Source organism: Gemmiger formicilis, assembly GCF_024462815.1.
Classification (GTDB): domain Bacteria; phylum Bacillota; class Clostridia; order Oscillospirales; family Ruminococcaceae; genus Gemmiger.
This window is the reverse complement of the sequence record NZ_JANGCG010000001.1, coordinates 452,138-476,908: the sequence shown is the minus strand read 5'-3', so window position 1 is coordinate 476,908 and position 24,771 is coordinate 452,138. Positions and strand designations below refer to the sequence as shown.

26 protein-coding genes and 1 tRNA gene are annotated in these 24,771 nt (G+C 51.8%); 22 read left to right on the top strand and 5 right to left on the bottom strand.

What is annotated here, in order from left to right; all coding sequences use genetic code 11:
• Positions 1-157 precede the first annotated feature (157 nt).
• The 7 genes from NE623_RS02465 (at position 158) to NE623_RS02435 (ending at position 3,505) form a co-directional block, all read left to right on the top strand.
• The gene (locus NE623_RS02465; RefSeq protein WP_256270785.1) at positions 158-490 is read left to right on the top strand and encodes a hypothetical protein; all 333 of its coding nucleotides are present in this window, start codon (positions 158-160) and stop codon (positions 488-490) included.
• 43 nt (positions 491-533) lie between these two features.
• Positions 534-1,241, top strand: coding sequence for a TIGR02391 family protein (locus NE623_RS02460; protein ID WP_256270786.1), 708 nt, complete (start codon positions 534-536; stop codon positions 1,239-1,241).
• Between the two features lie 55 nt (positions 1,242-1,296).
• On the top strand, positions 1,297-1,554 hold the full coding sequence (locus NE623_RS02455; protein WP_256270787.1) for a recombinase zinc beta ribbon domain-containing protein: 258 nt from the start codon (positions 1,297-1,299) through the stop codon (positions 1,552-1,554).
• Positions 1,555-1,578: 24 nt separating this feature from the next.
• Positions 1,579-1,851 carry a hypothetical protein gene (locus NE623_RS02450; RefSeq protein WP_256270788.1) on the top strand — a complete coding sequence of 91 codons (273 nt, stop codon included), beginning with the start codon at positions 1,579-1,581 and terminating at the stop codon, positions 1,849-1,851.
• Positions 1,852-1,934: 83 nt separating this feature from the next.
• Positions 1,935-2,342 carry a helix-turn-helix domain-containing protein gene (locus tag NE623_RS02445; RefSeq protein WP_256270789.1) on the top strand — a complete coding sequence of 136 codons (408 nt, stop codon included), beginning with the start codon at positions 1,935-1,937 and terminating at the stop codon, positions 2,340-2,342.
• Between the two features lie 662 nt (positions 2,343-3,004).
• Entirely contained in the window at positions 3,005-3,223 is a 219-nt protein-coding gene (locus tag NE623_RS02440) for a hypothetical protein (protein WP_442490231.1), read from the top strand.
• A gap of 180 nt (positions 3,224-3,403) precedes the next feature.
• On the top strand, positions 3,404-3,505 hold the full coding sequence (locus NE623_RS02435) for an alpha-L-rhamnosidase N-terminal domain-containing protein (protein WP_256270791.1): 102 nt from the start codon (positions 3,404-3,406) through the stop codon (positions 3,503-3,505).
• A gap of 292 nt (positions 3,506-3,797) precedes the next feature.
• On the opposite strand, the gene NE623_RS02430 is transcribed toward NE623_RS02435, so the two are convergent.
• A complete protein-coding gene (locus NE623_RS02430; protein ID WP_256270792.1) occupies positions 3,798-5,201 on the bottom strand; it encodes an MFS transporter in 1,404 nt (467 codons plus the stop codon).
• A 233-nt stretch (positions 5,202-5,434) separates the two neighbouring features.
• On the opposite strand from NE623_RS02430, the gene NE623_RS14850 reads away from it, so the two are divergent.
• From NE623_RS14850 to NE623_RS02400, 6 genes are all read left to right on the top strand, one after another.
• Positions 5,435-6,547: a helix-turn-helix transcriptional regulator gene (locus tag NE623_RS14850; protein WP_256270793.1), complete on the top strand. Its 1,113-nt coding sequence runs from the start codon at positions 5,435-5,437 to the stop codon at positions 6,545-6,547.
• A 211-nt stretch (positions 6,548-6,758) separates the two neighbouring features.
• Complete coding sequence (locus NE623_RS02420) at positions 6,759-9,308, top strand: family 78 glycoside hydrolase catalytic domain (RefSeq protein ID WP_256270794.1); 2,550 nt, start codon at positions 6,759-6,761, stop codon at positions 9,306-9,308.
• A gap of 55 nt (positions 9,309-9,363) precedes the next feature.
• Positions 9,364-9,933, top strand: coding sequence for a hypothetical protein (locus NE623_RS02415; protein ID WP_256270795.1), 570 nt, complete (start codon positions 9,364-9,366; stop codon positions 9,931-9,933).
• A 143-nt stretch (positions 9,934-10,076) separates the two neighbouring features.
• Positions 10,077-10,307 (top strand): helix-turn-helix domain-containing protein, encoded by a 231-nt coding sequence (locus NE623_RS02410; RefSeq protein WP_256270796.1) that lies wholly within the window; start codon positions 10,077-10,079, stop codon positions 10,305-10,307.
• The gene (locus NE623_RS02405; protein ID WP_256270797.1) at positions 10,300-12,195 is read left to right on the top strand and encodes a site-specific DNA-methyltransferase; all 1,896 of its coding nucleotides are present in this window, start codon (positions 10,300-10,302) and stop codon (positions 12,193-12,195) included. Before NE623_RS02410 ends, NE623_RS02405 begins: the two co-directional genes overlap by 8 nt.
• 3 nt (positions 12,196-12,198) lie before the next feature.
• Positions 12,199-14,796: a DEAD/DEAH box helicase family protein gene (locus NE623_RS02400; RefSeq protein WP_256270798.1), complete on the top strand. Its 2,598-nt coding sequence runs from the start codon at positions 12,199-12,201 to the stop codon at positions 14,794-14,796.
• Positions 14,797-14,863: 67 nt separating this feature from the next.
• Here NE623_RS02400 and NE623_RS02395 read toward each other — a convergent pair whose 3' ends face one another.
• Positions 14,864-15,355, bottom strand: coding sequence for a transposase (locus tag NE623_RS02395; RefSeq protein ID WP_370866666.1), 492 nt, complete (start codon positions 15,353-15,355; stop codon positions 14,864-14,866).
• Positions 15,356-15,549: 194 nt separating this feature from the next.
• Here NE623_RS02395 and NE623_RS02390 point away from each other — a divergent pair, with 194 nt between their 5' ends.
• Positions 15,550-16,941 (top strand): alanine/glycine:cation symporter family protein, encoded by a 1,392-nt coding sequence (locus NE623_RS02390; RefSeq protein WP_256270799.1) that lies wholly within the window; start codon positions 15,550-15,552, stop codon positions 16,939-16,941.
• Positions 16,942-16,944: 3 nt separating this feature from the next.
• A complete protein-coding gene (locus tag NE623_RS02385; RefSeq protein ID WP_256270800.1) occupies positions 16,945-18,465 on the top strand; it encodes a Na+/H+ antiporter NhaC family protein in 1,521 nt (506 codons plus the stop codon).
• 54 nt (positions 18,466-18,519) lie between these two features.
• On the opposite strand, the gene NE623_RS02380 is transcribed toward NE623_RS02385, so the two are convergent.
• From NE623_RS02380 to NE623_RS02370, 3 genes are all read right to left on the bottom strand, one after another.
• Positions 18,520-19,428: an RluA family pseudouridine synthase gene (locus NE623_RS02380; RefSeq protein ID WP_256270801.1), complete on the bottom strand. Its 909-nt coding sequence runs from the start codon at positions 19,426-19,428 to the stop codon at positions 18,520-18,522.
• Positions 19,425-21,374, bottom strand: coding sequence for a DUF6311 domain-containing protein (locus NE623_RS02375; RefSeq protein ID WP_256270802.1), 1,950 nt, complete (start codon positions 21,372-21,374; stop codon positions 19,425-19,427). Before NE623_RS02375 ends, NE623_RS02380 begins: the two co-directional genes overlap by 4 nt.
• A 77-nt stretch (positions 21,375-21,451) precedes the next feature.
• Positions 21,452-21,535, bottom strand: a tRNA-Leu gene (locus tag NE623_RS02370).
• A gap of 506 nt (positions 21,536-22,041) precedes the next feature.
• On the opposite strand from NE623_RS02370, the gene NE623_RS02365 reads away from it, so the two are divergent.
• The 7 genes from NE623_RS02365 (at position 22,042) to NE623_RS02335 (ending at position 24,764) form a co-directional block, all read left to right on the top strand.
• Positions 22,042-22,257, top strand: a complete 216-nt coding sequence (locus NE623_RS02365; protein ID WP_256270803.1) for a hypothetical protein — start codon at positions 22,042-22,044, stop codon at positions 22,255-22,257.
• 3 nt (positions 22,258-22,260) lie between these two features.
• Complete coding sequence (locus NE623_RS02360; protein ID WP_256270804.1) at positions 22,261-22,578, top strand: hypothetical protein; 318 nt, start codon at positions 22,261-22,263, stop codon at positions 22,576-22,578.
• Positions 22,579-22,604: 26 nt separating this feature from the next.
• Positions 22,605-22,856: a hypothetical protein gene (locus NE623_RS02355; protein WP_256270805.1), complete on the top strand. Its 252-nt coding sequence runs from the start codon at positions 22,605-22,607 to the stop codon at positions 22,854-22,856.
• Between the two features lie 3 nt (positions 22,857-22,859).
• Positions 22,860-23,081 (top strand): hypothetical protein, encoded by a 222-nt coding sequence (locus tag NE623_RS02350; protein WP_256270806.1) that lies wholly within the window; start codon positions 22,860-22,862, stop codon positions 23,079-23,081.
• Positions 23,078-23,353, top strand: a complete 276-nt coding sequence (locus tag NE623_RS02345; RefSeq protein WP_256270807.1) for a hypothetical protein — start codon at positions 23,078-23,080, stop codon at positions 23,351-23,353. Before NE623_RS02350 ends, NE623_RS02345 begins: the two co-directional genes overlap by 4 nt.
• Positions 23,350-23,625: a hypothetical protein gene (locus tag NE623_RS02340; protein WP_256270808.1), complete on the top strand. Its 276-nt coding sequence runs from the start codon at positions 23,350-23,352 to the stop codon at positions 23,623-23,625. Before NE623_RS02345 ends, NE623_RS02340 begins: the two co-directional genes overlap by 4 nt.
• A gap of 65 nt (positions 23,626-23,690) precedes the next feature.
• Positions 23,691-24,764 carry a DUF932 domain-containing protein gene (locus NE623_RS02335; protein ID WP_256270809.1) on the top strand — a complete coding sequence of 358 codons (1,074 nt, stop codon included), beginning with the start codon at positions 23,691-23,693 and terminating at the stop codon, positions 24,762-24,764.
• Positions 24,765-24,771: the final 7 nt, after the last annotated feature.

Below are 24,771 nucleotides of genomic sequence, written 5' to 3'. Positions count from 1 at the left end.
TTGGATAGCAACACGGCTGGATGCCGTGGGGCTACCCACAAATATATTGTAGGAGGAAAAATGCGCTAATTGCGGAATCAAGAACTACGGAACGCCGCTATATCCGATTTATTATTCGGACACGCCTTATGATGCAACCAAATTTGCGAAATTCGTTATGCTCCGTAAAATAGCAGAGACAACCGCAACTCAGATTCCTCCAGAGCTATATGCAGGTATGGGAAGTGCTTTATGGGAACAAGAAAGAACGACCCTAATCAAAAAAGAGTGCCATAAATACGATGAAGAATGGCGAATGATAACTGGCTGCATTATGAAGCCGCCGGTGATGATGGAATGGATCCCAAGCGGTATAATTCTTGGCCTGCGAATGGGCGTAACAGAGGAAAATCTTGCTGTAAGCATGGCAAAAGAAGCTGGAATCAAAAATATTTATAAATCCTACATAAATGCGCAAAACAAGCTGGATGCTTATCCTTTGAAATTGTAATCTTTCCAGCGGGTAAGTGAGTAGTTGAAATGAGGTGAAAGCAATGAGGAGAGAAGAATACGCTTGTCCTAATGGGTGTTCTCTTCCACCCAGAAAAAAGCAACTTAGGGAATATCGCAACGGTACATATGGGTTTGACTTTTATGATTTTACATTCTGTCCTTGTTGCGGCAGTTTAATGTCATATTCGCTAAAGAAGCTCAAAGGATTTTTTGAGGTATACAATATCCACGCAGCGTTATCGGATGCGGTGCAACTCATATATAAATCCGAGTTTGAGTCGGCAGCACGTGAAGCCTTCGTGGCTGTGGAAAATTATCTCAAAAAGAAGTCAGGCCTGGATTCGCATGGATTCGATCTGGCGACAAGAGCACTTTCTTTTGAAATAGACAAGCAAACCGGCGAAATAAAGAGGGCTCCCCTTATTGCAATCAATGATCTGAAAAACGAATCGGAGCGCAATGAGCAGGACGGCATCAGGTATATGCTTATGGGTTTCTTTCAGGGACCTCGTAATCTGTACCAACACAATCATATTGGCTCCGGTGTAAGCAATTCTATTTCCGTAATCATCGAAGCATCCTTCTTCCTTCATCTGCTTGATGGGCACAGCATTACTCAAAACGGACGGTGGATTCCAGAAACAGTAGATTATCGGGAAATTTATCAAAAGGTGCCTAAGCGAATTGATCGCTGGAGGCTGGTACGTCTATTGAAGAAGCGTGCTCGCAGATTGAAGAAAAATCCATGATGTACTAAAAAGATAAAATCAGCCGTTGTGTGAACGGCTGAAATGAGGTAATATTATGCCTACTATCCACGGCAGAAAACAAATTGTCTGGCGGTGCGAGAACCGCATCGAGTATGGCACGAAATTCTGCAGTAGTTCACCGTCCCTCCCGGAAGAAGAACTGCACCGTGCTATTTTGAAAGCGGTGCAGGATTTGGCAGCAAACTTCACCGATGAGGTCGCTGCCCAGATCAACGGCATCCTTCATGACATACAGACCGGCGAAAGTACAAAGCCCAATTTGCAGGAGCTGCTGGAACAGACCCGGCAGTAATTTGACCGTCTGCTGGAAATGTCTTTGGACTTCGATGAGGATACCCCGTTTCTGGATGACAGGTTGAAAAAGCTGAATAATAAAATTAAGAGTCTGAAAAAAGCCATCGAGGACAGCACCGCCCGACAGGAAAAAGTCAGCCAGCCGGAGATGCTGCTGTCAGCCAAGGATCTGCAAATTCAAGAATATGACGATGCGCTGACCGCGAGAATCATTGAGAAAATTACGGTAAGGGCACGCAATGAAATTGAAATACGGTTCATCGGCGGCTACAAAAAGACCATGCGGCTGGCATAAAAATAAAGAGGGCATACCCAATCGGAGATAAGGCATCTTCGATTGGGTATGCCCTTTTTCACTTTTATCGGAAAGAGGTAGCTATGAAGCTGGGAGAGAAAATCAAGCTGGTTCGTAAGCACAGAGGACTAACGCAGCGGGAACTGGGAGAACGACTGCACTTGGATGGAAACGCAGCAAATCGCATTGCCCAATATGAATCAGGATTCCGAACGCCCAAAGAGAGCAGAACCAAAGACATAGCCAAAGCGTTGAATGTTCGCGAAGAAAATTTCTTTACAAGGGCAGAAACACCGGAGGACATTATTCGCTTGATGATTTGGTATGACTGGGAACATGGCTGCGGCGGGAGCGTTCCGATTGACACGATTCTGCTTTTTGATAATTTTGAGGAAGTGGAAAAATTATTGAAAAAGTGGTATAGCCAAAAGGAAAAATTAAGGGCGAGGACAATTACAAGAGCAAAGTATCTGGAATGGATGCTGCAGTGACCCTTTAGCAAAAGAAAACAATAAAATTTCTCTGCATCGTTGATTTTCCACTTTCAAAACAGGGTATCTTTTTTGTCACACTCACACATAAGACTGTGATGAAAAAGTTGTCACAGTCTTTTTTCTTTGTTGTAGCGTCGAAAATCGGCGATTTCGCCAACCGATTTTTGGACACGGTTTTACAGTGTTGTCCAACCATTTTAGTGCGGTTTTCCCAACTTGATGCCCACTTTTCCTGCCGCTTTCCGGAATTTGGCAGGGGAGGGGGCAATTTTTTTGAGAAAAAACAGAATAAATCCTGCTGTTTTCAGAATGTTTTCAATTTCCCCGCAGCCAATTTTCCGTTGGCTGCGGGGATTTTTCGCTTTTTTGACAGTTTTCAGTTTGTTTTCAGGTTTTCCATTTTAATCGCAAAAAGGAACATTTGGTAGGAAAACCGTCATTCCTAATAGGTTGGTTGTCAAATATAAGGCGTCTCCTCACTTTTGCTGAAAATGCGGTAAAAAGATACGCGCTTTGTCGTAGAATGAAAATAGTAATCAGAAATTTGATATATTCCGTCTCTGGGTTTTTGCTATTATGAAGTTGTAAAACAAAGCAAAAGACACATTTCCCTGCAAGATCAACAAAAAGGAGCGAATACTATGTTGAAACTCTAGGACCTGTCCATAGAATACAGGCACAATCCCATAGGATTGGACGGAGTGCGGCCGCGCTTCGGCTGCAAGTTGGAGAGCGACGGGCAGAATGTGGTGCAGACCGCCCGGCAGACCACCGTGAAAACCGCGGATCGGTCGGTCTGGAACTCCGGCAGCGTGCAGACGCAGCAGAGCATCCTCACCGAGTACTTGGGCCCCAATCTGCAGCCCCACACCACCTAACAGTAGACCGTCACCGTATGGGACAACCGAGGCAAAATCGCCACGGCTACGGCAAGATTTGAGAGCGGTTTGCTGCAGGGCACGGCTTTAGGGGACAAGGCCTGCTGGATCACCCACGACTAGCCTGCGGAATCCACTGCCTGCCCAGTCTATACTGGAACATTCACGGTCAGCGGATCCGTGGCGAAGGCGCGGTTGTACACCACAGCGCTGGGAATGTATGAGGTGCAGCTGAACGGCGCATCTGTCAGCGATACCTACTTTGCCCCCGGCTGGCTGTAGTGGAACGATTGCATCAGCTGGGGGCGGAAGCGGAATATCACTACTATGGAGATCGGAATCATGTGCTGGGTCATGTGTTTCACTGCGATATCCGTTCGGAAGCGGCCAATCGCTGCAACCGGGAAGAATGTGAATTCTTTCAAAGGCATCTGAATCGATAAAGCCCACAACCGAAAAAGACGGCAGCTTGTACAGCTTGCCGTCTTTTTTCATTTAGGATGTATTTCTACATGGGAAGATACGGGTTGCAGCCTTGTTTTTCCATCCGGTGCCGCCCTTGTCTGTTTATGCTTTACACATTGGGAGACTGCGTTTTCTTGCGCGCCTGTATCGTCCGCAAGATTTCGGTGTAGCGGTTTTCAATGTCAAACCGGCTGGTGAGCAGCAGCAGACCCACCATCATAGCAAGAGGAATGTAGATGGAAAAAGCGTAGATGCCGTAGCGCACGGCCGTGGTGGTGACGGTGGCGGTGGGGTCATAGTTGACGACTGCCAGGATCCAGCCGATCAGCGAGCCGCCCAGACCGCCGGCGACCTTACTGCCGAAACTGGAGGCAGAGGCAGACATACCTACGATCTTGTTGCCATAGAGATAATCGTTATAGTCCATGGCCATTGTGTTCATGGTTCCGCAGACACACATCAGCGGGATGATAGCGAAACTGGTCAGCTGACCGGCAGTCATCAAAACGATCAGGCTGTCCGGGAAGAAGATACGCACCACAGAACCGGCGATACCGATGATCATGCTGATCATCAAGGTCTTGCGGATGCCCAGCTTCTTGGTCATAGGACCGACCACACCGAAGCCGACAAAGGTGGAGATCAGACCTACCGCGCCCATCAGGGCCACAAGGTTGTCGTTGCCGAGGATCCACTTGGCGTAATAGGTGCCGGAAGCACTGGTGAGCGCGAAGATCACGGCGGAGAAAAGGTTCGAAATCAGAACGATGACCCAATACTTATTTTTGAACAGCATACCGATGGCTTTCACAAAAGGTACGCCGTCGTCCTGCTTCTGCTCGGCAGTGGCCGTCTCCGCACTTTTGGCGTACAGGATCAGCAAAAGCACCATGCTGATCAGACCCAAGACCACCGCAAATTTGATGTACGCGGCCTGATCTGCCACGCCGTTTACACCCAGCAGGTTGGTGATGGGCACCAGCGCAATGGCAATGATCATGCCGATCAGATAGCCCATAATGGACCGGAAGATGCCCATCTTGGTGCGCTCCTCAATGCTGGGGGTGCGCATACACTGTATCGCGTTGTAGGGGATAGAGATGGCAGTGGAGACGACGGCGCTGGCCAGTACGTTCGTAATCAACAGGTACGCGAACAGCATAGGGCTGCTCAGTCCGCTGGGCACTGAGAACAACGCTACAATTACCACAAAGGTCGGAATCGCCATGCGCAAAAACCACGGGCGGCACTTTCCCTTCGGGCTTTTGCCGTTGTCCATGATGCGACCCATTATAAGGTCGGTAAAGGCGTCCACAATCTTGGCAATCAGTAGGACGTTGGCGGCCGTCATGGCGGCCACACCGATTTTGTCCGTGTAGAAATAGGTGATAGCTCCAATCAGACCGCTGATGCTGTTGAGCGCAAACTGTCCGCCGCTGTCGGCCAGATAATCGCCCAAGCGCATGGTCTTCTGAATCCCCATGCTGTCAAGTCCGAGCTGCTTTTTACTCATTTTGATTCTCTCCTGTCTGTTTGATTTTGACGCGCCCCTTGGCTTGTGTCTACATCATAGCACGTCAGACCCTGTGCTTATAATAATTACTTGATTTATATGGTAATTTTATGATATTATTTGAAATAAGGAGATGTTTCGCCGTGAAAAATGCCTGGATTGAAAAGCTGCAATCCCTGTACTGTGTGACCCGCGTCCCGCTCTCTTTGCTGGATGGGGATGGAAACCTTATCGTGTCATTCCCTGAGATCCCATACGAGGCGGTGAATTTCTTTGCCACCGCCATCGTTCTGGACGATTTCCGGGCGCAGGGGAGAGACGCTGCGCACCCACTGGTCAGCTTCATCGAACCGGGGTTCTTTCTGGGCGTAATGGAGCTGGAGGCGGACTGCTTTCTGCTTCTTGGACTCGTCAGCCCGATCCGCCGGGCGCGAAACGAGGTTTTGAGTATGGTGACGACTGTCGGTCGGCCTGAGCATTTGCAGAGCACCTGCGACCTGATTCTGCAAGTGCCGCTAATGACCTTGGAACGGGTGAAGGATCAGCTGTGCCTGATCGCGGATCTGCTTTTGGAAACGCGCGTTAAAAAAGAGGACATTCTGTTCATGGATGTCTATACCTCTATGGTACAAGACCCGTCCTGTCTGGAAGAACGGCTCTTTGAGCAGCGGGAATCCGCTGAACCGCACCCGTCCATGGACTTTGAAATGAGTCTTTGTGAGGCTGTGGAACATGGCAACCGTGCCCAGCTGGAACAGCGGCTGAACACACCGGTTTCAGGTCGCGTCGGTCGGATGTCCAGCGATGCCCTCCGGCAGGAAAAGTATATCTTTATCGTTCTGGCCACCGTGACAGCCCGGGCGGCCATCCGCGGCGGACTGTCGGAGGAAACCGTGCTGAACCTGAGCGACCTGTACTGCCAGCGTATGGATTTCCTTTCGGAACCCGCCCTCATCAAGGAGCTAAGCATCCGGATGCTGCTGGATTATTGTGATCGGGTAGGTGAACTTCGACACAAGCCGGCCGCATCCGGCTTGATTCGGCAATGTCTGGCCTATATCTCGGTGCATCTGCATGAGGACATCACCCTGGAACAGCTTTCCGGCGTGTGCGGGCTGTGTACTCGCAGCCTGTCCCTGCGCTTCCGCGATGAAATGGGCATTAGCATCCGGGACTATCTCAACCAGGAAAGAATCAATGAGGCCAAGTACCTTCTTCGGCACACGGGTTATCCGTTGTCTCAGATTGCAGCTTATCTGAACTATTCCTCCCAGAGCTATTTCACGCGGCTGTTTCAAAAACAGTGTGGCATGACGCCCAGTCAATACAGAGAGAACATTGGATAGTGCAGCGCTTCACCGGCGAGACCCGGAGACTTTTTGAGAGTCTCCGGGTCTTTCTGCTGTTGGGGCGGGTGCCGGGCGAAACAGAGCAGAAATTTTGATAGAATATCACGAAAGTATTAAAAGAATCCGTTTTTTAATATAGCAAGTCCGGTTTGTCTGATAGAATACAGGCATAGCAGAAGTTTTCTACGCAGAAATGAGGGTATAAAATATGAAAGCCATTCATTTACGGACCGAATATCTGGAAAATCCCGTCGGGATTGATGTGATAGAGCCAAGGCTGTTCTGGAACTGCGAGGGCGGGAAGCGGCAGACGGCGTATCGCATCACGGCACGCTGCGAAGGGGAGGTCGTGTGGGACACGGGGAAGGTGGCATCGTCCCGGATGACGCATATCCCGTATGGGGGCAAGCGGCTGCAAAGCCGACAACGCATCGAGTGGAGCGTCCGGCTCTGGGACGAGACGGGCGCGGAGGGCGAGGCTACGAGCGCCTTTTTTGAAATGGGGCTGCTGGAGGCGGGCGACTGGCGTGCAAAGTGGATCGCCGGTGATTACAAGATCGACCCGAAGACGCGCTACCCGGTGGACTGCTTCCGCAAGGTGTTTTCTACCGGAAATGTTGTTTCGGCCCGGCTGTATGCCACCGCCTGCGGTCTGTACGAGGGATGCCTCAACGGCAAACGCATCGGAACCGCTGTGCTGACGCCGGGGCATACTGGCTACCCCAAGCGGATTCAGTACCAGACCTACGACGTGACGAACCTTTTGCAGCAGGGCGAAAACGAGCTGACCTTCCAGCTGGCGGACGGCTGGTACCGCGGCAGCTGCGGGGCAAACGGCCTGAGAAATCAGTACGGCACGGAGACGAAGCTGCTGGCGCAGCTGGAGTGGACGGACGCGGACGGTGGTGCGCACTGTGTCATCACCGACGGCACATGGGAGTGGAGCAGCGACGGACCCGTCCGCTTTGCCGACAACAAGGATGGCGAGGTGTACGACGCAAACCTCGCGCCCTCGTATGCAGGGAAGGCGAGGGAGACCGCCTACACCTGCGTGCCAACGGCGTCGAACAACGTCCCGGTGGAGGAGCACGAGCACCTGACCGCTACGCGGATCACCACGCCAGCGGGCAAAACCGTGTTGGACTTCCGGCAGAACATTGCTGGATATCTTTCCTTCCGGGTGAACGCCAAAGCCGGACAGCGTATTACCCTGCGTTTCGGCGAGATGCTGGACGAAGCTGGTGAGTTCACGCAGAAGAACATCCAGATTGTGAAGAAGGAACGCGTGACGCCCTTGCAGCAGGTGATCTTCACCTGCAGGGACGGTCTAAACGAGTACAAGACGCGCTTTGCCATCTTTGGCTTCCAGTACGTGCTGGTGGAGACGGACGCGGCGTTTGAAGCGGCAGACTTTACGGCTGTTGCGGTGTACTCGTCGATGGAGCGCACCGGCTGGGTGGAGACGTCGAACGAGCTTTTGAACAAATTCGCGGAGAACACGGTCTGGAGTACGAAGAATAATCATGCCGACCTGCCCACCGACTGCCCGACCCGCGAGCGCCACGGCTGGAGCGGCGACGCACAGATTTTCTGCTCGACGGCGAGCTTCTTCTTCTCCTACGCACCGATGGCGCAGAAATACGAAAACGACCTGATTGACGCGATGAACAAAGAGGGGTGCTTCACACAAATCGCCCCGCACGGCGGCGTAGACTCCTATATGAACCGGATGGACGGCTCGGCGGGTTGGTCGGACGCCGGCGTGTTCATCCCGTACGACATCTACAAGCAGTATGGCGATGTGGTCATTTTGGAGAAAAACTTCCCGCAGATGGCGCGCTATGCCGAGTACAAGATCGGGACGCTCGGTAAGTTCTACTTCCCCTCACGCCCTACGGGCATCAGCCGGAGATACCGCAAGCAGATCAGCAACTACGGGCAGTCCTACGGCGAGTGGGCGGAGCCGGCGGACGTGAAGGACTTTGCGGTTTCGGAGTTCATCTTCCCGCACCCGGAGGAGACGACGGCTTACATCGCGCTTTTGATGGACAGAATGCAGGAGATCGCCGCCATTCTGGGTCGCGTGGACGATGCCGCCCGGTATGCGGACGTCGCGGCCAGAGTACGGGAGGGATATCAGCACCTGATGACGGTACCGAAGTTCTCGCTGGATACCGACCGACAGGCGAAACTTGTGCGCCCGCTGCATCTGAAGATGCTGAACAAACAGCAGACGAAATATGCCCAAAAACGCCTTCTGAAGGCGCTGGACAACTACGGCTGGCGGCTCGGCACGGGCTTTCTCTCTACGCCCTTCATTCTGGACGTGCTGACGGAGATGGATGTGGAGTACGCCTACCACCTGCTGGAAAACGAGGAGCTGCCCGGCTGGCTGTGCATGCCAAAGCAGGGCGCGACGACAATCTGGGAGAACTGGGAGGGTCCCAACACGACCAAGCCCGCCTCGCTCAACCACTACTCGAAGGGCGCAGTGTGCCGCTGGGTGTTTGACACGATGTGCGGAATCCACGTGGACGGGGAGAATCACTTCGTCATCACGCCGCAGCCCGGAGGACATTTCTCTTCTGCAAAAGCGTGTTATCAAAGCATTTTCGGCATGGTGGAGAGCGGCTGGGTGCGCGACGGAGAGCACTGCGCGTTCACCGTGACTGTCCCCGCAAACTGTACGGCCACCGTCCGCCTGCCGGACGGCACTGAGCGCACGCAGGAGTGCGGCACGCAGACGTACACCGTTTGACAGGGCGAACAGTTGAAACAGAGGAATCCGTTATGAAAAATAGGAGAAATGCACTATGCCCGGACTGATGCTCAGGCTCATTATGAACGCTTTGAAAAAATCAAAACCGAACAACATTCACTATGTTCCCCGAGATTACAAGGCCGTACGAAACCAAGGCAGGGAAAACAGTACGAAATTGCCTCTGCCGAAAAACACCGTGAAAGAGAAAACGCCTTATGGCTACTGGTATTGTAAACCCGGCGCCAACCGCAAGAAAGTGCTGTTCTATATCCATGGCGGCGGGTTTAACAGCGGCGGCGCGGAGTACTCCATCAATATGACCCGGAATTTCTGCAAAAGCGACAAGGCTTTTCGCATAGGCGTACCTCCTTTGAAAAAGCATTTTTTATATTCTACGAATGAAAAAATGTTTTTACCATTCCCAAACGGCGTAGCCGTCTGGGTCGAGCGAAATACAGTACGAAAAAAGAGTTTTTGCTTGCAAAAATTCGGTGCGACAGCATTTTTCGGGCTGCTTGCCCCGACTGAATTTGCTGGATTCGGCAAATTGGGGAGTGGGTATGTAGCGAGACCCAGACAAACCGTTTTCCGAAAACTATTTTCTTATCTGTACTCTAAATGAAAAAGCCGAATTGACCGAGTGGGTATCAATTCGGCTTTTTGATTGTGAAAAATTCGTAACTTTTTGCGAAAAACTGTTGAACTTTAGCGAGTCTTGTGTTATAATATTTAATATGGAATATTGTATTCATAAGGAGGTCGTCAATGGTTAGCTATAAACCGCTTTTTCGATATTGTCTTGAGCATGATATTACAAAGGCACAGTGCCGCCAGAAGTGCGGCATTTCACCGAATACATGGACAAAAATCAATAAGGGCGAAGAAGTTTCTATGACTATCCTTAATAAAATCTGTGCAACATTCGGTATTTCATACGGTGATATTATCGAGTATGTTGACGAAGATAAAACGGCGGAGGGGCGTAACGATGGCTAATTTTTTTGATACCGTTATCAGTGTACTGAAACAAGATGAAAGGTTCTTTTCGGCAGAGGGTGAACTGCTCCGCAACGCTGTCTATGAAGCTGCTATGAAGATGGACAGTGCCTTGCTAAAGCTGCTCTATAACAACGAAGTTACAAGAGAACGCTTCTTCACGGATATTGAGGGTATTTCTGTTTTTGATAAGGTCGGATTCGGATGGGTCATCAATAACCGTCAATTCCTCCCAGATTCTTATACACGCTATAAGAATAAAATCGGTTTGGTAAACGGGAACGGCGACTACATTTCCACATCGAACGATGTGGAGCTTGTTTTTCCGTACAAGGATTGCGTCCTTGAGGGTGGGCAAACCAAAGAAGACCAGAAGCGCAGCGAGATTTTCTATAATGAAACGCTTGCGCCCGATGAGGTTGACAGACTTCTTTATCCGAAGGTGTTTACAAACGCCAAAAGGTTCACAAAAGACGGGGTTACGTCGATTAACAACTTTAGTGATGCAGATAACCTTATAATTAAAGGGAATAATTTGCTGGCAATATCCTCTTTGCTGAAGAGGTATGAAGGGAAAATAAAATGTGTCTATATTGACCCGCCATATAATCCGACAAGCAATGCAAACACATTTTGTTACAACAATACCTTTAATCGCTCTACATGGCTTGTTTTTATGAAAACAAGATTGGAGTTGGCAAAGCGCTTTCTGACCAGTGACGGTGTACTTGTTGTAGCTATTGATAAAAATGAACAGCCCCGACTTCAAATTTTAATAGAAGAATTATTCCCCGAATATGATGTTGATTGCATTACTGTGATTCACAATCCTCGTGGTACTATTGGCACAAACTTCTCTTACACTCACGAATTTGCAATTTTTGTTACCCCAAAAGGTAAAAAGACTATTTGCAATCGCACGCTCGCGGCAGATGAAATTGAATGGTCACCATTGAGAAACTGGGGAAGCGAGTCTGAAAGAACAGATGCCAAAAATTGTTTTTATCCAATTATCATTGAAAATGGGGAAATAGTTGGTTTTGGAGATGTTTCTCCAGATGATTATCACCCCAAACAGACGGAGATTGTTGATGGGAAATATTATGTGTATCCGATTGATGTAAAAGGCATTGAGCGCAAGTGGAGATACGCTCGACAAACTGTGGACAGCATCTGGAAAATGCTTCGAGCCAAAAAGACAAAGACAGGCTATGATGTTGAGTTGGGAAAAAACTTCGGTGTATATAAAACTGTCTGGACGGATTCTCGATATGACGCAAGTGTTAATGGCACACAATTATTGAAAAGCATTCTTCCAGATACGAAATTTACATATCCAAAATCAATTTGGAATGTTGTCGATTGTATAAATTCCATTGTTAAAGATGATAAAAATGCAATAATTCTTGACTTCTTTGGCGGCAGTGGAACAACGGGTCATGCCGTTATGGAAATTAACAAAGACGGTGGAAAGAGAAAATTCATCCTTGTTGAACAAATGGATTATGTTGAAACGGATACGCTGCCCCGAAATGTTGCTATTATGAAATCGATAGCTACAGACTCAAGTATTGCATATTTTGAATTGCTTAAACTTAACCAAAAGTATGTAGATAACATTCAAGCAGCGTCCAACGATGCCGAGATTGTTGCCATCTGGCAGGATATGCTAAAAACGGGCTTTATCAGCTGCAAGGTCAATCCGAAGGATATTGATTTGGGTGATGCCGACTTTACGGAACTGTCGCTTTCCGATAAGAAGCGTTTCCTCATGGAAATGCTTGATAAGAACCAGCTGTATGTGAATTACTGCGACATAGAAGACGAAACTTTCGCTATTTCGGAAGAAGACAAGGCGTTTACAAAGAGTTTTTACGGGGAGGTGTAACCGATGCCGTTTCTTTACGAACAGCTTGACACGCTGCGGGAATTCGGCAGTTACACCGAGATTCCGCCGTACATACAGGAGAATGTGAATCAGCGTTTCGAGCTGCGCCCGTATCAGATAGGTGCATTTGAAAACTTCATCACTTACTTTGAAAATGAAAAAATGTGCCGCAAACCGACGCAAACGCTGTTCCACATGGCAACTGGTTCTGGCAAGACGATGATAATGGCTGGATTAATGCTGTACCTTTACAAAAAAGGGTATCGCAACTTCTTGTTCTTTGTAAACCTGTCAAATATCGTCAACAAAACGAGAGAAAATTTCTTGAACGCTCTTTCAAGCAAATATCTGTTTGCCGATGAAATCCGCTTGAACGGTGAGCGTGTCCAGATTAAGGAAGTGAGCAACTTCCAGTATTCGGACGATGATGCAATCAATATCTGCTTTACGACAACGCAAGGGCTTCATTCAGATATGTGGACGGCAAAGGAAAACGCCCTGTCCGATGACGATTTCGCAAATAAAAAGGTCGTTTTTATCTCGGATGAAGCGCACCATCTGAATGTTGACACAAAGGCACTTGCCAAGAACAAGGACGAACAGGACAATTATAAGAGTTGGGAATATACAGTGCGCCGTATCTTTGAAATGAACAAGGATAATGTGCTGCTTGAGTTTACGGCTACCTGCGATATTCACAATCCGCAGATTCGGGCTGAATACGAAAGCAAAATCGTATATGACTATCCGCTTTCAAAATTCAGAGCAGACGGCTACTCCAAAGAAATCAAGACTCTGCGCTCCGATGTGTCAGTTATGGAACGGGCGATTCAAGCGATAATGCTGAGTCAGTACCGTTTGAAAGTGTTTCAAGACAATCGCCTGTCTGTAAAGCCTGTTGTGCTGTTCAAAGCAGCAAAAATTGCGGACAGCAATGCGTTCATGGAAGATTTTATTGACACCGTGAAGAATCTGACGGGTGATGAGCTGCGTCGTGTTTCCGAATTGACGGACAATGAAACGCTGGGTGAAGCATACGCTTATTTTGAGAAGAACGGTATCAGTTTTGAGCAGTTGGCGCAGGAATTGCGGGATGATTTTTCCGCAGAGCATTGTATTTCTGCCAACGATGACAAGGAAGCGGCGGCAAGACAGATTGCGCTAAACTCTCTGGAAGATGCAACAAATCCATATCGTGCCGTTTTTGAGGTCAAGAAGTTGGATGAGGGCTGGGATGTTCTCAATCTGTTTGATATTGTCCGCTTATATGAAACACGACAGTCAAGCGGTAAAAGAATATCTCCTGCGACAATTTCAGAAGCACAGCTAATCGGTCGTGGCGCACGCTATTGTCCGTTTCAGATTGACGATGAGCAGGAAAAATACAAGCGAAAGTACGATACTGATATTGACAATCCGCTGCGTATCTGCGAGGAACTTTATTATCATTGTCAGAATGACAGCCGTTATATCGGTGAACTTAATAATGCGCTGCGTGAAATCGGCGTTGACATTGAGAATAAGACGGTTCGTACCTATGTTTTGAAAGACACTTTTAAGGCAGATTCGTTGTACCGTGAGGGGTTTGTCTTCACGAATGACCGAGTTGAAAAAAGCAGAAATGATGTTGACGGACTGCTTCCGTCTGTCCGAGAACACATCTATGCTGTTAAGCTCTCAACGGGCAGCTCTGGCGAAGATACCATTTTCGGAGCGGGTAATGCGCTGACGGAAAAGGCTGTTGCAACATACACCTATCGGACGGACATTCAGACGATTGCCGATATGAATTACGCAATCGTCCATAAGGCACTTTGCAAATACAGCGTGTTCAAGTTTAATACTCTGAAAAGCTATTTCCCTAATTTGAAGTCTACCAGAGAGTTTATAACTAGTCCGAACTATCTGGGGGCGATTAAGATTGAAATCACATCAAAGTACGAAACGCCTACGCCGTCCATTCTTTTCTCTGCTTGTGTAAATGTTCTGGGAAAAGTCGCTGAGTCTGTTTCTGATATTGAAATAACCTATGTCGGCACGACAGAATTTAAGCCTACACGCATCAGCGAAATGTTCAAAGACAAAAAGTGCAACTATACCATCGTGCATGACGGCGGTTTAGGCTATTCTCAGAACGATGCATCTGTTCCGAATGGGTGGAAAATTGACTTGTCAAAGGAAGATTGGTTTGCCTTTGAAGACAACTTCGGAACAAGCGAAGAAAAGGCATTTGTCGCTTATTTCAAGTCTTTTATACCCCACTTGAAAGAGAAGTACGATAAAGTGTTTCTTGTCAGAAATGAACGCCAGCTGCACATCTATTCATTTGATGGTGGTGAACGCTTTGAGCCAGACTATCTGTTATTTCTACATAAACAGAACGATGCGGGCTATGAGCAGCTGCAAGTGTTCATTGAACCAAAAGGAACACACCTCATTGCTGATGACAAGTGGAAAGAGGACTTCTTGCTTGAAATCGAGGACAAGGCAGTCACAACAAAAATCTTTGTAGATGACAACAAGTACAAAATCTGGGGTTTCCATTTCTTTAACACAGATGTCCGTATGAACGAATTTAAAAAAGATATGGAAAGGCTGTAAATAGATATAGTTGGAGGTATGATATTGTCAATATCAGTTGACAGATAAAACTCAAAGAGTAACCACATTATGCAGCCATTGTCTGAGCAGCATAGAATCTATTGCGTTTCACCATGGGTGGTAAGCCGCCATTGGCAGAGCAAATGCGGCGATTGTTCCAATAACTCATAAAGAATCTCCAGACCAGCGATTTCAGCTGCTCCACGGTCAACTGTTCCGGGTCGTAGCGGTCGTATAGTGATTCTGTCTTCATTCTGGCCCACATACTTTCGCAGCGAGCATTGTCATGGCAGCGACCGCCTGCACTATTCATGCTTTGCCGGATACCATACCGTGTGATTGCTCTGCGGTACAAATCGCTTGTATACTGAGCACCGCGGTCGGAATGAAGGATAGTACCGCGCAAAGCCGGATAAGAAGCCATTGCGTTGTCCAATGTCTGAACGCACAACTCCGCCTTCATGTTTGTACTCATAGCAATACCCAAAACACTCAAATCGAAGCAGTCGAATATGACGGAAGTGTAGAGCTTTCCATCTTTTGCTTTAATCTCTGTAATATCCGCGCCCGAAATGCGACAGGCGGGGATTGCAAATCCCGCCGCAGGGTGCTATACTAAAATAGCAGTGATATAAGTCACGTTTGTCACAAATGGACAGAAGGCTTGTAAGCCCGGCAATGCCGCCGGGAGTGTAGGCCTTTTTTTGCTTTTTGCGGCAGAAGGGAAAACAAAAGTAAGAGGAATGGGATTCTATGGTTCTTGAAACGATTGCGGCTGTCAATCAGGCCGTCAACACTTTTGTGTGGGGCGTCCCGGCAATGGTCTGCATCATCGGCGTAGGGTTGCTGCTCAGCGTACGGACGCGCTTTTTGCAGATTCGCAAATTTCCGTATGTCATCAAAACCACCATCGGGCGTATGTTCCGCAAAAAGGATGCCTCGGACGGCGCCATGACGCCGTTTCAGGCTGTCTGCACGGCGCTGGCGGGCACGGTGGGCACCGGCAACATTGCCGGTGTGGCGGGTGCTATCGCCATCGGCGGGCCGGGCGCGGTGTTCTGGATGTGGTGCTCGGCGCTGCTGGGCATGTGCACCAAATATGCGGAGGTCACGCTGGCCGTGCATTTCCGGGAACGCAGCGCGGCAGGCGAGTGGGTAGGCGGCCCGATGTACTACATCAAAAACGGCCTGGGCAAGCGCTGGCAGTTTCTGGCGGTGCTCTACTCGCTGTTCGGCGTGCTGACGGTTTTCGGCACCGGCAACGCCACACAGGTGAACACGATTGTGGCGGCCATTGACACCGCGCTGACAGAGTTTAACGTTGTGGGGAAGGATGCACTTTCCACCCTGAACCTTGTGGTGGGAATCATCGTTGCCATGCTGGTGGCCATGGTGCTGCTGGGCGGCATCAAGCGCATCGGCAGCGTCAGCGAACGGCTGGTGCCTTTTATGGCGCTGTTTTACATTGTGCTGGCGGGGGGCGTTGTCCTTCTCAACATTCCGCGCCTGCCGGGCGTGGTCGAGTCTATCTTTGCCGGTGCCTTCAACCCGGCGGCCTTTACGGGCGGCGCTATCGGCAGCCTGTTTATCAGTATGCAGAAGGGCGTTTCCCGCGGCATCTTCTCCAACGAGGCGGGCCTGGGCACCGGCTCCATTGCCCATGCCTGCGCAGACACCAAAAAGCCGGTCAAGCAGGGTATGTTCGGCATCTTTGAGGTCTTTGCGGATACCATCATCATCTGCACGCTGACCGCGATGGTCATTCTGTGCAGCGGTACGCCGGTTAACTACGGCGCGGCGGCGGGCGCAGAGCTGACAATTTCCGGCTTTACCACAACCTACGGCGGTTGGGCGTCCCTCTTTACGGCGATGGCGCTGTGCTGCTTTGCCTTCTCCACCATCATCGGCTGGGGACTGTACGGCTCGCGCTTTATTGCGTTCCTCTGCCACAGCGACAAGGTTGTGCGTCCCTTCTTTGTGGTGTACTCCTTTGTGGCAATCCTCGGCGCTACGATGGATCTGGGGCTGCTCTGGAGCATTGCCGATACCTTTAACGGCCTGATGAGTATTCCGAACCTGATTGCACTGCTGCTGCTTTCCGGCACGGTGGTGCAGCTGACCAAGGACTTTTTCGCAAAGGAGTAAGAAATGTTTGTAGGAACATGGTGGTCCCTGATGCCGCCCGTTATCGCCATTCTGCTGGCGCTGTTCACGAAGGAAGTTTATCTCTCACTGTTTGCGGGCTGTGCGCTGGGTGCGCTGCTGGTGGCGGAGTTTCACCCGTGGCTGGCCTTTGATACGCTGTACAATACGATGATTGAAAGCGTGGATTTTTCCATCCTGATGTTTATGATTCTGCTGGGTATGATTGTGATGCTCATGCAGGAATCCGGCGGCACCCGCGCCTATGGCGAGTGGGCGTCCCGGAAGCTCAAGAGCAAGAGGGCCTCGCTTGTAGCTACCTCGCTGCTGGGGGCACTGATTTTTGTGGATGATTACTTCAACTGCCTGACGGTTGGCTCGGTTATGCGCCCGGTCACTGACAAGTACAAGGTTTCCCGCGCAAAGCTGGCTTATATCATTGACGCCACGGCGGCCCCGGTCTGCATCATTGCGCCGATTTCCTCCTGGGCGGCGGCGGTAAACTCCTACGTCCCGGCGGGCAGCTCGATGTCCGGCTTTGAAATGTTCATGCGCACAATTCCCTTCAACCTTTATGCGCTGCTGACGCTCTACATGGTGTTCTTCACCTCGCTGGTCGGGTTCGACTTTGGCCTGATGAAAAAGCACGAGCGCAACGCGGCCAACGGTGACCTTTTCACCTCGGGCGGGGAGGCGTTCCAGACGCAGGAGACCCATGACCCCACCGAAGGCGGCAAATATGCCAAGGGCAAGGTGGTTGACCTTATCGCACCGATGCTGGTGATGATTTTCACGGCCGTTGCAACAATGATCTGGACCGGACATCTGAACGGCGGGCAGAACCTTGTGGAGGATTTCGCCAACTGCTCCTCGTCCGAGTCGCTGGTCTTTGCCGGGCTGGTTACAGTGGGCTTTCTGCTGATTTTCTATCTGCCACGCAGGGTCATCGGTTTCAAGGACTTTATGAACTCGGTGCCGGAGGGCGGCAAGCTGATGATGCCGCCCATCCTGATTCTGGTGCTGGCATGGACGCTGAAGGGTATGACTGATGCACTGGGCATCGGTGACTTTGTGCGGCAGGCAGTCAGTCTGAACGCCGGGCTGATGCGGTTTGTACCGCTGCTGATTTTCTGCATTGCCATCTTTATCGCGTTCTCCTCCGGCACAAGCTGGGGCACCTTTGCCATCCTTGTGCCCATCGTTGTCAATATGTTTGCTGAGACGGACACCACAATGATGATTGTGGCCGTGGCCGCGGTGCTGGCAGGCGCTGTCTGCGGCGACCATATCTCGCCGATTTCCGACACCACGATTATGTCCAGCTCCGGCGCACAGTCCAACCACATCAACCATGTGCAGACCCAGATGCAGTATGCGCTGGTGGTGATAGCGTCCTGCGTGCCCGGCTACCTGATTGCGGGCTTTACGGAAAACTGGCTGCTCACACTGGTGGCCTCGCTTGCTATTCTTACGGCAATCCTGCTGTGGCTGCGCAAACGCAGTCTGGCAGAGGATGCCAAGGCATAACCGAAAAAAACGCGCCCCGCTGCACAAACCGTGCGGCGGGGCGCTGCTTTTGGCTTATTTCAAGGTGCCGTCCAGAATCTGCTGGTAATACCACGGCTTTTCTGCGTGGAAAACCCGCCCGGCCAGATGGGCAAAGCGCGGGTCACTGATTTGGGCGGGAAAGTGCAGCTCCCATGCGCAGAGCGCCTGATACTTGAAGCGCAGCTCCCGGTTGGCGGCGTTGTTGCCATACTTGGAATCGCCCAGAATCGGGCAGCCGATATGCGCGAGATGCGCCCGGATCTGGTGCGTGCGCCCGGTCACGAGCTCAACCTCCAGCAGGGCCAGACGCCCGCTGACAGCCAGTGTCTCATACCCGGTGATAACCTCCTTGGCACCGCCGGCAGTTGTGTCGGTGATGCGCACAATGCCGCGCTCGGCATCCTTGAGCAGATAATCCCGCAGCAGGGCGGCGGGTGGGTTCGGGCGGCCGAAGGTCACACAGAGGTACCGTTTTTCAATGTCCCGCGCCTTGATGGCGGCAGTCAGAAAGGCCTCGGCAGCGCTGTTCTTTGCCAACAGCACAAGGCCGCTGGTGCCGGTGTCCAACCGATGGCAGAGCACAGCGCGGGCGGGCTTGCCCTCGGCAGTCAGCTTCGCCTGCACGCGGCGCAGAAGCGTATCGCTGTCCGGGCCGTCCACGGCAATGCCCGCGGGCTTGCTGGCAATAATAATGTCATCGTCCTCATACACAAAGACAGCGGCGGGGGTGGGGCGGTTTTCCAGCTGGTCATCGGTCAGGAACAGCTTTATAATATCGCCGTTCTGCACGCGGGTGGAAAGCGGCTGCTTTTTGCCGTTCAGCTTGATTTTATTCTCCCGCAGGGCCTTGTTCAGCCGCCCCATGCCAAGGGCAGGGAACTGGTCCATCAGGTACTTGTCCAGCCGCACGGGCAGCAGGCTTTTTACATACAGCTCTTTCATTTTGTTGTCAGCTCCTCATCCCACAAAACTGTGGCATCGTCAATTTCCAGTGTGACCATCAGCCAACCGGCATCGTGGTCATCAATTTCCAGTATCGGGTATTCCTGCCCATTCGCACACAGATACGCGGCACCCTCCAGCCTTGCGCGGGCAAAGGGGGAATCCTTGAAACAGATGGTTTTCCGGGTGGAATCCAGCACACCGCGGTTCCAAAGAGCATCGGTGTAATCGGCCAGACGCAACGGGTAGTCTGCATCGTAGGGCGTGCACAGCGCATCAAAGTGCTGCCCCTGCAGCCCCGGCGCAATGACATACCAGCTGCACCGACCGTCTGCACTCGTCACGCGGCCGCACCATGCGGCGTCCTTGACCGGCTCCACAGCCTGCAAAAAGGCGCCCTCGTCCTCAAACAGATACAGCGTATCGCTCTGCAGCGTACCTGCGGCCAGCGCGTCCAGCGTACTCTGCCGCCGGGCGGCCAGCGCGGCTTCATCATAGCGGGCGGCAAAGGGGTCATTCGTGGTCATAGTGTTGTCGGCTGCCCACAGTGCCAGCTGCAGACTGTCCGCCTGCAGCCCCTGTACGGATTCCAGATGAGCGTACCGCCCGGCGGCCGCCTGCCAGAAGCTGCTGGTAAGCGCGGTGGGAAACTCGGCTACTGTCTGCGCGTTGCGCATGGCGTCATGCCGCTGGATGAGCGCGGGGGTTACATCCCAGAGCTGTGCCGCCGCAAACAGCGCAACCCAGAGTGTGCCTTTCGGCAGGCGTGCCAGCCCGGCAAACGCGGTCAGCACCAAGAGGTAATACACCGGCCAGAACAACCGCCCGCCGGAGCGAAAAACAGAGAACAGCTTGACAGCCGCCGCGGGCAGCGGCAGGGTGGCCAGTGTCACGCCGTTGGCCGTGATTGTGTTACTGATGGCAAAGGCGGTCAGCACCGCGCAGACAAGGCAAAGCGCCCAATGGCGGCGCAGGCAGGAAAGAATCCGCCGCCGGCCCAGCACCAGCACAACAGGCAGTGCCGCCAGCACACCCAGCCCCAGATAGGCAAAGGCGTCATAGTTGCCGTTTACCTGATTCTGTGCGGGCAGCAGGCGGCTGTACAGAACGCCGTTCACACCTATGGGGTTCCACAACGCGTTCAGGTTCATGGCAAAGTAGCCGTACAGCGCCTGCCCGCCGCTGGTGGCGGTGCCGTACAGCAGCCCCAACGCCCAGCCCAGCGCGGCAGTGCAGGCCATATTGCCGATAAGCAGCGCCGCCGGGCGCAGCCACTGCCGGTGCGTAACGGCATATTCGAGAAGAAGCGCCAGCGTCACGGCGTAGGTCATGGGCAGGAAGTAGGGGTGAATCCCCACGGCCAGCACATTGATGATAAACAGCCCGGCGGATGCATACCGCCCCTGCCGCCTGCAGGAAAAATAGCAGTAGAGTGCCGCCAGCACAAGCCACTGCGCCCCCAGCGAGCTGTGCCGGAAGGCGCGCTCTATTAAAACCGGGCTGACGGTAAATACAAGCGCCCCCGCCAGCTGGGCAAACAGGGCATTGGCGAACAGCCCGCACAGCAGCGCCCCGAACCCGCCCTGCAGCGCAAAGCAGCCAAGGGTGAACCAACCGAAATACTGGAAAGTTCCCCCCAGCGCCGCCGCCAGCGGGCGGCAGAGCACCGCAAGCAGGGGGATGGAATCGGTGTAGGCAATGCTCACACCGTCCGGCGCGTTGACCGCCTGCGTGACGCCCAGCGGCCAGCCCAGGGCACTGTGCCGGTAAAACAGCCACCCGGCATAATGCTGCTGAATATCCTTTTCAATAAAGCCGCCGCGGCAGAAGCTGTCATTGGCCACATTCAGCGGGGCTGTGCCGTAGATAAGCAAAAAAACGGCAATGCCCAGGGCGGCCCCCAGCGCAAAAAGGTGCCATTTGCGGGAATTTTGTATTTTAAGCATGGAAGATGCCTTTCGTTCAGCAAAAATTAGCAAAAATAAAAGTCCAAACAGCCGTTGCTGTTTAGACTTTCACGAAATGCCGCTGACCGGGATCGAACCGGTACGGTATCGCTACCGAGGGATTTTAAGTCCCTTGCGTCTGCCAGTTCCGCCACAGCGGCATAACATATGTATTGTAGCGCAAGCACGGAAAAATGTCAATCTGCCAATCTGCATTTTTGCAGCAAAATCTGATTTGCACAAAAAATTCATTGTCTGCCGCTTGTGCTTTAGCACAAGATTTGGTATACTAATATGGTATGTTTGGATAGGTGCGCCCTCATGGGCGTTTGTCATAAGGAGAATTCACTTGGAAAAGCTGACCTATACCCACAATGACGCTGCAGCCAAGGTGCTGGCAGCCTTTTACGAAACCCCGCCGCTGGCCTACGTGCGCAGCTATGGCTGTCCGTGTAGTCGAGTATAGATGATTTGAATAAACCCACGACGCGCAAGGTTTTATGCCTTGTGCGTCTTTTCTTTTGTCTCGGACACAAAACGGAAAAATAGGTAAAAAAATTGACAGATGGAAACATTTTCTCTTGACTTTCCAGCTGTCAAAAGTTATAATAATAATATAAAATATTGACAGTTGGAAACTTCAACTGACGGACAGGAGATAGAGAAAATGGATGCGGTACTGGAACTGAAACATTACAGCACGGAGCGGCTGTTGGACCTGTGGGAGATGACGACCACGAACAGCGACCACAACATCCCGGCGGTACGCGGCTGGCTCATGGATGAAATCGAAAGACGCTTTCCAGAAGCATTCGAGAAGTGGCTGGATGGCGATGCAGAGGACGGCGCTCTTAGAAAATTCATTAAAAACGAGGAGGTTTGAACCATGACATACGAAGAATTCACAGCGCTTGCAAAGCGCGAGATCAGCACGACAGAGTATCACGAGGTCGTGGAGCCCGTTTATACCTACCACCCGGCGATTCCGAACAAAGAGACAGCCGCCAAATTGTACGACTTGTGCGGGTTGCAGGTGTTCCGTGATATGAAGCCTACGGCGAAGCGCATGGAGCAGCTTGAAGATGAAGAACGCAAAATCAACTGCGCAATCAACGAAATGCGCAGTCGGCTTGATGAAATCGGAGATGAAGTACGGAAGATGACGACGGCGACACCAATCGCCACCGAGAGCAAAAAGGTCTGAACAAAGCGGCAGAAAGGAGCTTTGAAATGAGAAAGTACATTTGCATTACCTACCACATGGCGAAGTTGGACGGCGAAACCGCAGAGACGTGCATCGACCTCCCGATGGACGAGAAAATCGCAGACGACATTCTGCGGGCCCAGCGGGACAGCCGGTACGTCAAGGATGCAGCGTGGCCGATTGCCAGCATCCTGCAAAACCTCGCGAAGTTGCAGGGGTACGACAGCAGCGCGTTTTGCATGGCAGAGAAAAGCAACCTTTGGAAAGGGGCGTGTTGAAAGATGAAGGACGACGAGATGATGACCTTGGAGTTGACGAGGATTGAGGTTATCAGAATTCGCTTAGCGTTGACGCACGTTGTCGCTGATTTTGAAAGAGAAATCAGCGACCCTCACACGAGCGAGTACGTAAAAGAGGTTAGCCAAAGTTCGTTGAAAATGTGGGAGTCGTTGCGTGGCAAGATTGTGGAGCAGTTCGACGATCAGGACGAGGTGGAAGAATGAAAGTCATTGATGAAGCAAAGACTCCCAGCGGCGTTAAGTTGGAGCTGGTCGATTGGAGCGACGAACTCCCCGCAATGCACAAAAAGAGCGACACCATCTACGCGAGGCCGAGCATTGACGGTTTGCAGAGTCGGTTGCTTGCGTTTCAGCTGGCAAGCCCAGAATTTGCGCGGGCGGCATTCGAGGACATGCGCCGGAACGGAATCGCCCGCCGGTATCGCAAGTTCTCGAATGACGCGCTGCTGTTCGATGAAGTCTGCGAGGTGGGATGATGAAAGTTGAGTACAAAGGCCACAAGATTCTGCGGGGTCTCGACGGCGTGGATATGCGTCACCTGCGGCCGGCGGCGATTATCACGGGAAAGCATGAGGAAAAGCAGCTGATTGACAAGGTCATTGCCAAGAGCGGCTATGTCGGATGCGTATTCGACGATGATGACGGTGTGCACGGTATCGTTACCCTCGACGGGAAAGAGGACTACCGCCGCTTCATGCGGGCATGGAAAGCGGCAAAGCAGGAGGTGATGGCAGCAGGGCGAAAGTAAACCGACAGACCAGTTCCACAGCAGTCAACAGCAGTCACGAATTTTTACAGAAAGAGGTTTGAGTTATGAAAACAGGCAGAAGTTTGCAGGATTGGGCAAAGGAAATCGAGCGCCGCGCCAACGCAAAGCGCGACTTTATGGTGGACACCCGTAGCATGGAGATGTTCAACGGGGAGCAGGGCCCGCAGGTCAGTTTGGAATTGCAGGACAGCCGCTTGCAGCTTGGCATGACGGAGAACGCGCACCGGCAGATTGGTACGCACCTTAACATTCCGGCCAAGTATTACGAGCTGATGCGCAAGGAGAACCCGGAACTGCTCGTGCAGAACGTGAACAGCTGGCTCGAGAAGAACCCCACCCGGCGGCTCGTCCGCGCCCTCGATGGTGATATGCGCGCGTTCCTGTCGGACCGCTACCGCTGCATCGACAACTTGGACATTGCGGAGTGCGTCCTGCCCATCATCAGCAAGATGCCCGATGCGACCATTGAGAGTTGCGAGGTGACGGACGACAGAATGTACATCAAGGTCGTGAATCCCCGCATACAGGCGGAAGTCGTACCCGGCGACATCGTGCAGTCGGGTATGCTGATTTCCAACAGCGAGGTCGGCCTTGGTGGCGTGGTGGTCCAGCCGCTTATTTACCGCCTTGTCTGCACGAACGGCATGGTCGTGAACGCAGCGGGCGAGAAGCGGCGACACATCGGTCGCATTCAGAATTTCTCCGAGAACCGCGAGTTGTTCCGAGACGAGACGCTGAAAGCTGATGACCGGGCGTTTATGATGAAACTGCGTGACATCGTGAGCGCGACGGTGGACCAGACCCAGTTCGACAAGGTGCTGGACATCATGCGACAGGCAAAGCAGGTTCCCATCACGGGCACGGATGTTCCGAAAGTGGTGGAACTGACGGGAAAGCACATCGGCTTTGGTGAGAAAGAGGGCGCAGGCATCCTCAGCCACCTGATTGCTGGCGGCGATTTGTCGCTGTATGGCCTGAGCAATGCGGTTACGCGGTTCAGCCAGGACGTGAAAAGCTATGACCGCGCGACGGAGTTGGAAGCGGCAGGGTACGACGTGCTTACGCTCAGCCCGGCAATTTGGAAGTCCATCAATGAGCAGGCGGCTGTGACCGTCTGAGGAGGTT